Source organism: Streptomyces sp. NPDC002588 (genome assembly GCF_040295925.1).
Lineage (GTDB): Bacteria > Actinomycetota > Actinomycetes > Streptomycetales > Streptomycetaceae > Streptomyces.
Window position 1 is genome coordinate 1 of record NZ_JBEOWF010000018.1, and the last position, 13,437, is coordinate 13,437.

Genomic DNA, 13,437 nt, shown 5'->3' on the forward strand with positions numbered 1-13,437 from the left:
TCGGGGCGACCCTCCGCCTTGCGATCGCACGCACCAGACGCCGCCAGGCCTGCCCTTCGGGCAGACGACGCTACTTTCGAAACACGCCCTAGAGGCATGAAGGGGGTGCGGTGTGAGCCGTGAACAGGCGTCGTGGACCAGAGCCCGGCTGGGCCGCTGCGGCCCGCCGCTCGACCTCCTCACCGCCCGCTTCGACAAACACGTCTACGCCCCGCACGCCCACGACGAGTTCACCGTCGGCGTCTGCGTCGGCGGCTCCGAGATCATCGGCTACCGGGGCGGCCACATCCGCACCGGCCCCGGCGCCATCATCGTCCTCGCCCCCGGCGAGATGCACACCGGCGGCCCCGGCAACGCCACCGACGGCTACGCCTACCGCGCCCTGTACGCGGGCCCCGGCCTGCTCACCGACGGCACCCTCGGCGGCCCGCCGCACTTCCGCGAGCCGCTGATCGACGACCCGGAACTTGTCGCCGCCTTCCGCGCCGCCCACACCGACCTCAGCGCCTGCCCCGACCCCCTGGAGGCCGAGTCCCGCCTCCCCTGGCTGCTCACGGCCCTGGCCCGCCGCCACTCCACGGCCCGCCCCGCCTCCGACACCGTCCCCGGCGCCGCGGGCATCGCCCGCACGGTCCAGGGCCGCCTGGCCGACGAACTCCTCGCACCCCCGTCCCTGGCCGACCTCGCCGCCGACCTGGACCTCTCCCGCTACCAGCTCCTGCGGGCCTTCCGTACGACGATGGGCGTACCGCCGTACGCCTGGCTCGCCCAGCACCGGGTGCACCGCGCCCGCGCTCTCCTGGACGCCGGACTGCGCCCCGCCGAGGTCGCGCCGCTCGTCGGCTTCGCGGACCAGGCACACCTCACCCGCTGGTTCCGCCGCGTGCTGGGGGTGACCCCGGCGGCCTACCGCAACAGCGTTCAAGACAGCGGGCACTGAGGCGGTCGATGGTGGCCTCATGACTGCACGCGGCTGGTTTCTCTTCTCCCTCATGGGACTGATCTGGGGCATCCCCTACCTGCTGATCAAGGTGGCGGTGGAGGACCTCTCCCCGTCGACGGTGGTGTTCACGCGCTGCGCGGTGGGTGCCCTGCTCCTGCTCCCCTTCGCGATCCGCCAGGGCGGCCTGCTCCGCACCGTCCGGGCGCACTGGGCGCCCATGCTGGCCTTCGCGGTCATCGAGATCATGGGGCCCTGGTTCACCCTGACCGACGCCGAACGCCATCTCTCGAGCTCGACGGCCGGCCTGCTGATCGCGGGCGTCCCGATCGTCGGCGTCCTCGCCGCCATCCTCTTCGGGGAAGGGGAGGTGCTGGGCGCACGGCGGACGGCGGGCCTGGTCGTGGGCCTGGCGGGAGTGGCGGTCCTCATGGCCCCCCACCTCACCGGAGGCGACGCGAAGTCCCTGGCCGAGGTGGGGCTGACGGTGGTGGGCTACGCGACGGCCCCACTGATAGCCGCCCGCCGCCTGAAGGACGTCCCCACCCTCCAGCTCATCGCCCCCTGCCTGACCCTGGCGGCACTGGTCTACGCCCCCGCCGCGGTCGCCACCCGGCCCTCCGGCCTGCCCTCCCCCTCCGTCCTGGCGGCCCTCGCCGCCCTGGGCGTCGTCTGCACGGCCGTCGCCTTCGTCGCCTTCCTGGAACTCATCAAGGAGATCGGTCCGACCCGCTCGACGGTCATCACGTACGTCAACCCGGCGGTCGCGGTGGCCGCGGGAGCGGTCTTCCTGGACGAACCCCTCACGGCCGGCGTCCTGGTCGCCTTCGCCCTGATCCTGACGGGCTCGGTGCTGGCGACGGCGGCTGGTCCGCGGCGAGACCGCCGCCCGGTAACATGGTCGACACGGCAGACGAGCCGGGCGGACGGCCGCGTGGAGTCCCCCTAGGGGGCTTCCCGAGGAACGTCCGGGCTCCACAGGGCAGGGTGATGGCTAACGGCCACCCGGGGTGACCCGCGGGACAGTGCCACAGAAAACAGACCGCCGGGGACCTCGGTCCCCGGTAAGGGTGAAACGGTGGTGTAAGAGACCACCAGTGCCCAGGGCGACCTGGGCAGCTAGGTAAACCCCACCCGGAGCAAGGTCAAAAGGAGCGCCGTAAAACGTGCTCTGCGCGGACGTTCGAGGGCTGCCCGCCCGAGTCCGCGGGTAGACCGCACGAGGCCGGCGGCAACGCCGGCCCTAGATGGATGGCCGTCTCCCCGGCCGCCGCGAGGCAGCCGGGCGACAGAACCCGGCGTACAGCCCGACTCGTCTGCTGCATTATATTTCCGCAGGTCAGAGGCTATGTTTATCAACTAAACAAACCCCTGGGGTCGAATCCGGGGCGAATCCGAGCTGTTGGTATCGCCGTTTTTGTCTGCCGTCCATGCGGCATATTCGGGCATTCCGGTTGTCGAATGCGGTCCAGGGTCGTTCTGGAGCAGACACCTCGGACCTGATGCACGCTCAAGTACATGTACGAGATGTCTCCTTGTCGGCCTGCTCTGGCTGAACCTGAGCACCGATGGCGAGCCCTTCAGCGAGCCGTGCCCGGGCAGCGATAGGTGACATTGCGTGCGGAATGTCAAGGCAGCTGCCAACGGCGTTCCCGCGGGGGTGTCGAGGGGTACGCCGGACTGAACCCTTGGGCGGCGGTCAGGTCTGTCGTGAATGCGGTAGTGGTGAGGCTCTCCCCTTTGGCTCGTGTGCCACCTCACCTCTTGGGCGGGGTTGAGGGGTCGTGCCTGCGCCCGGCGACGAAGCGCAAGGCGCGGCGGCGGATCACGGCGGCGGGCTCTGGGCGCCTGTAAGTCGACTGCCGGATCAACGGCCTGGAGAAGAACCTGGCCTTCCACCTCTCGGGGCACATGCTGCACTCGATCTACCGGCAGAACATGGCCGGCCCAAAAGACTCTGGCGTCGAGCCCCTGAGCGGTCGGCTGATCGTCGAGCAGGTCTACGACGACCAGGGCAACGTCGGCCGCGGCTCCACGCCGGTCCTGGTCTTCGACGCTTGGGAGCACGCCCTCTTCTACCTGCAGTACAAGAACCAGAGGGTCGGCTTCATCGGCGCCATGTGGGCCGTCGTCAACTGGCGGGACGTGGCCAGGTGCTACGCCGCCGCCAAGGAACGTGGCGACAGCCTCCGGATCAGGCCGTGAGGCCGTAGCCGCGTCGGCCCAGACGTCCTGCGCTTGATCGTCCTCTCCACCTTCACTTGCAGACGGTAGGACGAAGGGCTCCCGCAAGCCGGATGCTTGCGGGAGCCCTTCTGCCGTGCGCGGAGCGCGGGCGGCGGCACCTGAAGGCCATGACCGGGTGAACCGCTCGCGGCCCCCGACAAGGTCGATTACGCGGCCTGCGGCTGCGAGTCCCTGACCGTCCTGCGCGGCAAGCGGGTCACCGCCATACCGGTACGGCGGCGAGGAGGCCCACGACACGGCGGCCGGAGGACCCGCGTCGAGCAAGCGGGCGCCCGCCACAGGGTTCGGTCAGCGCACGGAGTCGGCGGCGGCGACGATGGCGCGATCGACCGCTTCCGGGCTGATCGAGGGAACGTCATGGCCCGAACGCGTGTAGCTGATGTGGGCGCCCACTCGCTTGGCCTCGAACTTCTGGGCGGCCGTCGGCACCGCGTGGTCCTCGGTCGAGATGACCGCCCACTTCGGCGTCCTCGCCGGCGGATTCACCGTGGCCTTGTCGGTGAACGCCGAGAGGGCGATCGGCTCCTGAGTCACCGAGGCGACACTGATGTCCGACTTCGACAGCCCGTTGCCGTACACGGTCCCGTACTTTTCGGCCTTGAGGTACACGTCGGTGTCACCGTCGGGCAGGGGAACGGTGCGGAAGTTCTCCGGAACGAGCTGCGACCCGGGGAACTGTCCGATCAGGGAACTTGCGGTTTCTCCCACCTTGGGGATGAGAGCCGCCACATATACGAGTGCCTTGACCTTCGGCGTCTTCGCGGCGACCTGGCTGACGACCTCTCCCGCGTAGGAGTGGCCGACCAGTACCACGGGCCCCTTGATGGTCTTGAGCTGAGCCTCGACGTAGTCGCTGTCGAAGGCGAGCCCGCGCAGCGGGGTGTCGATCGCGTAGACCGGGTAGCCGTGACGTCGCAGGTAGCCGATCTCGCTGTTCCAGCTGGAGGAGTCGGCGAACGCCCCGTGGACCAGGACCACCGTCGGCTTCGCGCGGTGCCCCGTCTGCGAGGCGACGGCGTGATCGTTCGTCTTGGTCGTGACGGCGCTCGCGTTCGTCACGGCCAGCGAAGCAACGATCGCGCCACTCACAAGCCCGGCAGCCGCCAGCGCTTTGATTCGAACGGTGGACTTCATTTGGTGTTGTCCCTCTCGAGTTTTCCAGCGAATCGTCATGGGGAAGCGGTCGTGGTTCGCATGGACACGGAATCCGTATTCGTTGCGGCCTGCAGCGCTTCACTAAATCGACTATGGCGGCCGTTTCTTCGGTCCGCCAATGCCAATCCCGCTTCCGTTCATGTCGATCCGGCATGAGCGGGGCGGGATTCCCTGATTCCAGCGCTGAATTTCTGCCGCTCAAGCAGTGGTGCGGGCACAACGACGGGTACGAAGGGGCACGGTCGCGACGGGGTGGACGCCCTCCCGGTGGCCCGACGACGACCATGAGAGGACGGCGACGTGAGCATGCCGAAAATCTGTTTCCTCAAGGCCCGAACCACTGCCTTTCATCCATGACTTGGAGCTTCAGTGCACTACAGAGTCATCGCGCCGGGCGCGCTCGCCACCGCCTCGCTCCTGCTGGCCGTCCCGGCATCCGCGGCGACCTACACGCCTGGCGCTCCGGGTATCGGCGACTCCTACTACCCCGCCTACGGCAACGGCGGGTACGACGTCTCCCACTACGGCCTGCGGTTGAAGTACCAGCCGGCCACGGACGAGCTGGAGGGCACGGCCACCTTGCGGGCCCGCACCACCCAGGACCTCTCCCGGTTCGACCTGGACTTCCTGCTGGACGTGAGCGAGGTGCGGGTCAACGGCGTCGAAGTGGAGTTCGCGACCTCCGGCGAGCACGAGCTGGTGGTCACTCCCAGAACGGGGCTGGCCAAGGGCACGGACATCACCGTCGTGGTGCGCTACAGCGGGACCCCCTCGTCGAAGAAGGCGTACGGCTTCACCACCTGGCAGCGCACCGCGGACGGCGCGGTCGCGGCCAACGAGCCGGAGTCGGCCTGGTGGTGGTTCCCCAGCAATGACCACCCCCTGGACAAGGCCACCTACGACGTGTCGGTGCGAGTGCCGGAAGGCACCCAGGCCGTCTCCAACGGCAGGCTCCGGTCGACGCGTTCCGGGGGCGGCTGGACGACCTATCACTGGCGGTCGGACAAGCCGCAGGCCACCTACCTCGCCACGCTCGCGGTGGGGAAGTTCGACATCACGACCGGGACGAGCGAGAGCGGCGTCCCCGTCGTCAACGCCTACAGCAAGAACCTCGGCGACAGGGACGCGGCGGCCCGGGCCAGCGTGGAGCGCACCGGGGAGATCGCCGACTGGCTCAGCGGGTACTTCGGGCCGTATCCGTACGACGCGCTCGGCGGCTATGTGCCGGACGTGCCCACCGGCTTTGCGCTGGAGACGCAGACCCGGCCCTTCTACAGCCCCCGGCAGTTCGCGAGCGGGCCCAACCCGTCGGTGGTCGTGCACGAGCTGGCCCATCAGTGGTACGGGAACTCCGTCTCCGTGGGCGACTGGAAGGACATCTGGGTCAGCGAGGGCTTCGCGCGCTACGCGCAGTGGCTGTGGTCCGAGCACGAGGGGCAGGGCACGACGCAGGAGCTCGCCGACCGCGTGTACGCCTTGCACCCGGCCGACGACGCGTTCTGGACGGTGGCGCCGGGTGACCCGGGGCCGGACAACCAGTTCGACATCGCCGTCTACGACCGCGGGGCGCTGGCGATCCAGGCTCTGCGGAACGAGATCGGAGACGAGGCGTTCTTCGCCGTGCTGAAGGGGTGGCCGCAGAAGCACGCCTATGGCAACGCGTCGGTCGCGGACTTCCAGCGGTACGCCGAGGAGGTGTCCGGCAAGGAGCTGGGCACGCTGTTCGACACATGGCTCTTCGAGCCGGCCAAGCCGGCGGTGCCCGCCGAGGCCCGCAGGTCCTCTCTTCCGGTTCAGCCCAAGTCGTGGAAGCAGATCGAGGCCACGAACGACATGCACGAGCACTGAGCCGCCGGCGGGCTGCGGCCCGCGGCCCGCATCTTCCAATTCCGGGCGCGACACCGCGAGCAGCGGACCGCCGCGCCGGGTCTCCCACCTCCCGAACGCCCAGGCCGCGCCGAACGCAACGGTCAAGTCATGGCCCGTACTTGGGCACCGACATGTGTACATCCAGATAGGACTTGTAGTGCGCATATACAAGCTGGGCTCTGCCCTGGTGGGGGTCGCCGCCGTGCTGGCGCTGACCACCGGGACACCTGCTTCCGAAGCGGCGGCCCCCGACCGGCCTACCGAAGCGGCGGCTCCCGCCCAGCCGGACTCCGGCTCACCTGCACCGGATGCCCGGCACAGCGAGCGGGTGGTCCCCGGCACAACGGGGGCGGCGGTCCGAAAGACACTGCCCGCTGAAGTCACCCGGCGGTTCTCCGAGCTCAACGCCTCTCGGCACCTCGGCTCGGTCGGCGTCCACGAGGACGCGCCGTCCGCTCCGGCGTCGTCCGCCCCGGCGCTGTCCGCCACAGACGCCACCACCAACGCCATATCCCCCTGGACGGGGGAGTCCCACGACGCCTGGGGCGTCTTCCCCACCGGCGGGACCATGCGCGGTGCACAGGCCACCCACAGCGTGAACCTCTCGATCCAGGTCGGCGACGACACCGTCTACGCGCCGACCCTGGACCCGAGCGCCATCACCTGCATCGAGATGACCACGATCTACAACGGCGGCACCATCTGGGTCGGGGCGTGGGACTGGTGTGCGGCAAGCCCGGGCTGGGCGAAGTACACGGTCGTCGACTCCGCCTTCCTGGACACCTACACCAAGAAGGTGAACGGCCGGCCGTCGTACTCGGTCCAGGATTTCCAGACCAATGCGACGACCAACGAGTGGACCTCGTACCTCTACAACTACGACACGCATGAGTGGGAGCTCTACTTCAGGAGCGCCAACACCAGCAAGCTGAGCAATTCCGGTGGCGGCTGGGACATGATGGAGGTCTACACGAACTACGATCCCGCGACCGGTGAGGGCCAGTACTGCGCGGGCACCAAGGGCGCGGTGTTCCAGACCACGGGACTCAAGTTCCAGAACTCCTTCGGCGGTGGCTGGGCGGCGGCCACGACGGCCAACTCGAAAGTGGCGACCACAGTGAAGTCGTCCGAGCTCGGTTGCTCGGATCTGTCCTACGCGGTGCTGACGGCGAACAGCGGGTTCTCCCTGACCAACCAGAAGAACCCGACGGGCCCCATCAGCAACTCCGCCGGAATGTGTGTGGACAACCAGTTGGGGAACACCGCGAACGGCAACCCGATCCAGCTGTACTGGTGCAACGACACCAACTCGCAGCAGTTCACGTTCAACCTCAACGGCACGGTCATGGTGGAGAGCAAGTGCATGGCCGTCAAGAACGGGGGCACGGCGGGCGGCACCGTCGTGGAGCTGTACGACTGTGACGGCTCCGGCGGTCAGAACTGGCAGGGGCGTGCCGACGGCACGATCTACAACCCGCAGTCCGGCAAGTGCCTCGACGGCACCGCGAAGTACACCACCGCCCTCACCCAGCTCCAGATCTCGAGCTGCACAGGCTCCGTCAGCCAGAAGTGGAACCTGCCCACCTGACCCAACCCCGGGGGCGGCTTGCCGAAGACGTGCTCAAGCACTCGGCAAGCCGCCCTTCGGCGTTTCTGCCGACGGGTCATCCATCACGTCTGACGTGCCACAGTGTCTGTTCGGGCCCTGACGAGGTCCTGTTGGTACCCGATGCGCCACGGCAGCTGTGAGCGCGTCATCCGGTCCCCTACGGTGGTTCACGTCGGCCTCCCCTCGATCCCCTCGGCGGGAGGCCGCACCAACGCCCGTCGAGTCGCCCACAGCGTCGGAGTCATGAGAGCGGGCCTGCCTGCCGGTGCGTACCGCACTCCGCGGGCGGCCGTAGCGCGTCGCGGGGGCGATGACTCCGGACTGCGCGGACCGGCCAAGTGACCTGCGCGCTGCGGATGCCGGTCACGTGTTTCCCTTCGCCCTTCCGGTACAGAGAGCCGAACAGCGATGCTCGAAGAGCTTCATGTCATGTCCGAAGCAGGGGTCGGACGACCCAGCAGGTGGGCCTACGAAGCGGCTACTCGCCGGAGGTCGGCTGTCTTCTTATCCACCGTGCTCACGACGTTCCTTGTGGCCTCCAGTGCGCCCACCCCGCTCTACCGCGTCTACCAGACGAGTTGGCACCTTTCCTCCGGCACGGTCACCGTGGTCTACGGCGTGTACTGTCTGAGCGTCCTGGTCGCGCTCCTGACCGTCGGCGCGCTCTCCGACCATGTCGGCCGGCGGCCGGTCATCGCCGGAGCTCTGGCCCTCGAAGCACTGTCCATGCTGCTTTTCCTGCAGGCCGGCGGTGTGACCTCGCTGATCTTCGCCCGGACGCTCCAGGGTCTGGCGACAGGTGCCGCGACGAGTGCACTGGGTGCGGCCCTGCTCGACGTGACCAAGCGGTGGGGCCCCCTGTTCGTCAGCATCGCTCCGCTCATCGGCATGGCATTGGGGACGCTCGGCACGAGCCTGCTCATGGACCTGGTTCCCGCTCACCTCAGCAGCGTGTACACGCTGCTGTTCAGCGTGATGGCCGTGCAGACGCTCGGCTTGGCCTTCCTTCCGGAGTCGAGGTCGCCGAGACCGGGAGCCTGGCCTTCACTGCGACCACGGATCCGCGCCCCCCGGTCGAGTCGCCGCGCCCTCCTCGTCACCGCACCCGTGTTCGTGGCTGTCTGGGCCCTGGGCGGTTTCTATCTGTCTCTGGGGCCCGATCTGGTCCAGGGCATCACCGGATCGGGATCGGCGACCGCCGACGGCCTGATCGTGTCCCTGCTGACCGCCAGCGCGGTCCCCGCCGTGCTGCTGACCCTTGGCGCCGATGCCGGCCGAACGGCTCTGGGCGGCTCACTGCTTCTGACGGCGGGAGTGGCCGTCACCTTGATGGCCGCACACCTCGACTCCTCCACAGCCCTGTACGTGGGGACCGCGGTGGCCGGTGCGGGATTCGGCCCCGCGTTCCAGGGCGGCGTCCGGCTGGTGACAGCGAACGTACTCGCGACGGAACGGGCGGGGCTCATGGCCGCCATCTACACCATCACTTATACGGCGATGTGTGTTCCGGTACTGGTCACGGGTTTACTCGTGGGCGAATACGGCCTTCTGCACTGCACCCTGTTCTTCGGCGTTTTCGTCATGGCGCTCTCGCTGACCCCGTTCGCGCGTGTGGGCAAATTTACCGCCCATATATCAAGTAAAGATCTGTGAAAGACAGGTGACATTGTGTCCCGCGTCATGTTCAGTACGGCATCGTGATAATCGACAACGCGCGTATGCGCGTCCCAGTGGTGCTGGCATTTCTGGCGGCCGTCCTTGTCACGGTGACGAGTACAACCGTCTCCGCGCAGGCCGCTACAGAAAGCAAGGCACCCGCCGAGTTCGTGGCGCTCCACGATGTGGCCCCCGCGATTCTGCAGGACATCCGATACAGCACGGCCCACAATTTCGTCGGCACACCGATAAACGGCTATGTCGAACCGCTGTGCATCGTCACCGCCCCGACGGCAAAGGCTCTGGCCAAGGCCGAGAGCTACTTCCTGACGCAGGGCTACACGCTGAAGGTGTACGACTGCTACCGGCCGCAGCGAGCGGTGGACCAGTTCGTCGAGTGGGCGCAGGACCTGACCGACCTGAAGATGAAGGACGAGTTCTACCCGCAGGTGGACAAGGCCAACCTCTTCGCCGACGGGTACATCGCGGCGAAGTCGGGACACAGTCGTGGCAGCACGATCGACCTCACGCTCGTGAAGCTGCCGGCCCACTCGACGCCTCCTTACGTTCCCGGGGAAAAGCTTGAGCCGTGCTACGCACCGGCAGCGCAGAGGTTCCCGGACAACTCGATCGACATGGGCACCGGATACGACTGCTTCGACACGCTTGCGCACACTCTGGACCCGCGCATCGTGGGGGTTCAGCACAGCAACAGACTGCTGCTCAAGAACGAGCTCGAGTCTCTCGGGTTCGTGAATCTCGCCGAGGAATGGTGGCACTTCACCTTCGCCGCCGAGCCCTTCCCGTCCACCTATTTCGACTTCCCCGTCTCCCGTTCCTCACTGACCAGCTGACCGAACAACCGAGGAATTCGGTCCATCGGCGTGCGGTGTCGTCTTCCCGACCGGAATGCCGGCGCCGCACGCCTGCCGTCAGTGATATCGCCAAAGTCCGGACCGAGCGCTCGAATTCTCTCCATGCCCCGGTAATCTCCCGCGTCGCGCAGTGAAGGAAGCAGAAACCATGACCGAACCATCCGCCTCCCCTCTGTCCCGATCGCGCCGCAGACCGCTGGTGGTGGTCCTCTTCGGCGGCCGCAGCTCAGAGCACGGCATCTCCGTGGTGACCGCGGGGGCCGTTCTGAGGGCCATCGACCGGACGAAGTACGACGTCCTGCCTGTCGGCATCACCCACGATGGCCGCTGGGTCCTGACGGCGGACGATCCCGACCGCATGACGATGGCCGACCGGCGGCAGCCCACGGTCGAGCAGCTCACGGATTCGGACCGGGGCAACGTCGTCGTCTCCGTCGACCCGACCGACAGGACTGTCGTCCTCAGCGAACGCGGCACGGAACCCAAGGTCCTCGGCGAAGCGGGTGTGGTCTTCCCCGTACTGCACGGACCGTACGGCGAGGACGGCACTGTGCAGGGCTTGCTTGAACTGTCCGGCATCCCCTACGTCGGCGCCGGCGTTCTCGCCTCGGCGATCGGCCAGGACAAGGAGTACATGAAGAGGGTGTTCAGCTCGTTCGGCCTGGCGGTCGGGCCGTACCTGGTGATCAGACCCCGGGAGTGGCAGTCCGACCCGACGGGCGTCCTGGCACGGATCAGCGGCTTCGCCGGCGGGTACGGCTGGCCGCTGTTCGTGAAACCCGCACGCGCCGGCTCTTCGATCGGTATCACCAGGGTCGAAGGCCGGGAGGGGCTGGAGGACGCGATCGCGGAGGCGCACCGGCACGACGCGAAGATCATCGTGGAGGCCCTGGTGCAGGGCCGTGAAATCGAGTGTGGCGTGCTCGAGTTCCCCGAGGGACCGCGGGCCAGTGTGCCGGCCGAGATCCCGGTACCCGGCGCACACGCGTACTACGACTTCGAGGCGAAGTACCTCGAATCCACCCCCGGGGTGGTGCCTGCGGCGCTGACCGAGAGCCAGACCGGTGAGGTGCGCCGACTGGCCGTCAAGGCGTTCGAGGCGACTTCCTGCGAGGGTCTGGTCCGTGCGGACTTCTTCCTCACCGAGGAGGGACAGTTCGTGATCAACGAGATCAACACCATGCCCGGCTTCACCCCCGTCTCGATGTACCCGCAGATGTGGCAGGCCAGTGGCATCGGGTACGGGGACCTGGTGGATCGTCTGCTCCATGCCGCGCTGCGGCGGAGCACGGGGCTCAGGTGATCCGAGCCTCGTCGGTTTGCTGCCTTCCCGGGCGGGCTCCTGCTCCTGACGTCTCTCACCGGTCACCGGGGCACGCGCCCCCACGAGCCGGGAGGAGGGCGGGTCTTCTCACCGCGAGGCGCTGGTAGCCCGGCGGACACCCGTGTACGGCAGGCGCGTCAGCGGAAGCGTCCACGCACTGCCATGATGCCAATTGGGCATCATGGCACTCCAAATCGGCAATGGTGATGCCGACCGTGGCGACCCGGAAATCAGGGTGAGCAGATCGGCTCTGGAAGCGACCGGACCTGGAGTTTGGAGAGCCGCCGTTTCGCTGAATTTCTGGGGCATCGTCCTGCGAATACCCGAGAATAGCCACGGATCCGGGAGGGCGTCGCGCTTGAACGGACCGCGAGCACCATGCGGTCCCGATGGCATGCGACCGCGATCGGGAAGAGGATCTCCCCGGCCGATCCGGTCCGATGACCGGGCGGTACTCCCTCAGCTCCGCATCGACCAGCAGTCTTTGACGCCGACGCCAAGTGCGGCCACGTCGCTGGGATGCATGACCAGAGGACCCTCCGTCGGTCGTCGATCGGGGGCTGCTTTATGTCAGTCCATCATGAGCACGGATGCCGGCTAACGCCAATGCCGATTCGCGAAGAAGTCATGCCGGTTGGGCATCGCCGAAGTCCAAGGCGTTTCTGCGGACGGCAGTTCGACAGGAAAAGCAGCGTGGCTAACATGACGCCATGGATATCGACCTCCGGCGTCTCCGCTATTTCGTGACGGTTGCCGAAGAGCTCAGCTTTGTGCGTGGCGCCGAACGACTGAACATGACGCAGCCCGCACTGAGTCGACAGATCCGTGCCCTTGAGGACGATCTCGGAGCGTCGTTGCTCCAACGCGGCCCGCTGGGTACGGCGCTCACACCGGCCGGTGGTCAGTTGCTGGAGGACGCACGGCCGCTGCTCGCGTCATCGCTGGCTCTGCAGCGGCGAGTCCGCCTCGCCAGCCGTGAGGGGCACCACTTCACGATCGGCTTCATGCCAGGGGTCATAGTCACACCGATCGTCAGGCAGTTCCGGGCGCTGGCACCGGAGGTCAATGTGCAGGTGCTGCACACGACGCCCACCGACCAGGTCGACTATCTGCTCGACGGCCGCGTCGATGTCTGCTTCGTCCGGCTGCCGCTGCCGGTCGACACCTTCGAGATCGTTCCCCTGTTCCCCGAGCCGCGCGTTGCGGCTCTCTCCGACGAGCATCCGCTGGCGCAGGCGCGGATCCTCGACATCGAGGAGCTGACGCCGTACCGCTTGCTGCAGGACTCCGATGACGTACCGGAGTGGCGCGGTACCGACGTCGACGCGACAGAGGTGCGCAACCGCCGGGAAGACGATCGGCCGACCTCGATCGAGGAGAGCCTGGAGGCCGTCGCGTCCGGTACCGGGTTCATCGTGGTCCCGGCCGGCCTCGCCGACTTCTACCGTCGCCCCGACATCCGTTACGTCCAGCTGACCGGGGTCGCCCCGCGCATGGTGGCGCTGGCGTACGCCAAGAATCGGAAGATGCCGTCCATTGACCAGTTCGCCAAGATCGTGATCGAGGCCCTCGGTTCGGCATAGAGGTGTCGGCGGGCGGCGGTCGAGCACACCTGCTGCCGCAGAACTACGCCTTATTCGGACTTGTGCTGTCCTCCGGCAGGGCCTGGGGCTTCCGCTGGAAGGTGTCTGGAAAACCTGCCTGAGGGTTGGCCCGCGCGTCCTTCGCGCAATGCGGATGAATCGCCTCACCGCCAAGCGGG

General features: G+C 67.6%; 8 protein-coding genes, 1 other RNA gene and 2 pseudogenes. 10 read left to right on the forward strand and 1 reads right to left on the reverse strand.

The genetic code is table 11. From position 1 onward, the window contains the following. Positions 1-112 precede the first annotated feature (112 nt). The 4 genes and pseudogenes from ABT057_RS21585 to ABT057_RS21600 form a co-directional block, all read left to right on the forward strand. Positions 113-940: an AraC family transcriptional regulator gene (locus ABT057_RS21585; protein WP_352344776.1), complete on the forward strand. Its 828-nt coding sequence runs from the start codon at positions 113-115 to the stop codon at positions 938-940. A 52-nt stretch (positions 941-992) separates the two neighbouring features. After that, a pseudogene (locus tag ABT057_RS21590) lies at positions 993-1,739 on the forward strand (DMT family transporter); the annotation flags it as partial. Positions 1,740-1,854: 115 nt separating this feature from the next. Then, an RNA gene (gene rnpB, locus ABT057_RS21595) (RNase P RNA component class A) lies at positions 1,855-2,259 on the forward strand. A 547-nt stretch (positions 2,260-2,806) separates the two neighbouring features. After that, a pseudogene (locus ABT057_RS21600) lies at positions 2,807-3,145 on the forward strand (Fe-Mn family superoxide dismutase); the annotation flags it as partial. A gap of 330 nt (positions 3,146-3,475) precedes the next feature. Here ABT057_RS21600 and ABT057_RS21605 read toward each other — a convergent pair. Further along, positions 3,476-4,246, reverse strand: coding sequence for an alpha/beta hydrolase (locus ABT057_RS21605; protein WP_352344778.1), 771 nt, complete (start codon positions 4,244-4,246; stop codon positions 3,476-3,478). A 465-nt stretch (positions 4,247-4,711) separates the two neighbouring features. Between ABT057_RS21605 and ABT057_RS21610 the strand changes: the two genes are divergently transcribed. From ABT057_RS21610 to ABT057_RS21635, 6 genes are all read left to right on the forward strand, one after another. Beyond that, on the forward strand, positions 4,712-6,190 hold the full coding sequence (locus ABT057_RS21610) for a M1 family metallopeptidase (protein WP_352344780.1): 1,479 nt from the start codon (positions 4,712-4,714) through the stop codon (positions 6,188-6,190). 178 nt (positions 6,191-6,368) lie between these two features. Then, the gene (locus ABT057_RS21615) at positions 6,369-7,799 is read left to right on the forward strand and encodes a ricin-type beta-trefoil lectin domain protein (protein WP_352344782.1); all 1,431 of its coding nucleotides are present in this window, start codon (positions 6,369-6,371) and stop codon (positions 7,797-7,799) included. Positions 7,800-8,333: 534 nt separating this feature from the next. Further along, positions 8,334-9,473 carry an MFS transporter gene (locus ABT057_RS21620; RefSeq protein ID WP_352344784.1) on the forward strand — a complete coding sequence of 380 codons (1,140 nt, stop codon included), beginning with the start codon at positions 8,334-8,336 and terminating at the stop codon, positions 9,471-9,473. Between the two features lie 65 nt (positions 9,474-9,538). Next, on the forward strand, positions 9,539-10,330 hold the full coding sequence (locus tag ABT057_RS21625; protein WP_352345089.1) for a M15 family metallopeptidase: 792 nt from the start codon (positions 9,539-9,541) through the stop codon (positions 10,328-10,330). 169 nt (positions 10,331-10,499) lie between these two features. Then, positions 10,500-11,654 carry a D-alanine--D-alanine ligase family protein gene (locus tag ABT057_RS21630; protein WP_352344786.1) on the forward strand — a complete coding sequence of 385 codons (1,155 nt, stop codon included), beginning with the start codon at positions 10,500-10,502 and terminating at the stop codon, positions 11,652-11,654. Between the two features lie 731 nt (positions 11,655-12,385). After that, the gene (locus tag ABT057_RS21635) at positions 12,386-13,258 is read left to right on the forward strand and encodes a LysR family transcriptional regulator (RefSeq protein ID WP_352344788.1); all 873 of its coding nucleotides are present in this window, start codon (positions 12,386-12,388) and stop codon (positions 13,256-13,258) included. Positions 13,259-13,437 lie beyond the last annotated feature (179 nt).

Bases quoted from the DNA above. Each gene is read 5' to 3' on its own strand.
- ABT057_RS21625 (WP_352345089.1), top strand. From the start codon at position 9,539: ATGCGCGTCCCAGTGGTGCTGGCATTTCTGGCGGCCGTCCTTGTCACG.
- ABT057_RS21635 (WP_352344788.1), top strand. From the start codon at position 12,386: ATGGATATCGACCTCCGGCGTCTCCGCTATTTCGTGACGGTTGCCGAA.
- ABT057_RS21630 (WP_352344786.1), top strand. From the start codon at position 10,500: ATGACCGAACCATCCGCCTCCCCTCTGTCCCGATCGCGCCGCAGACCG.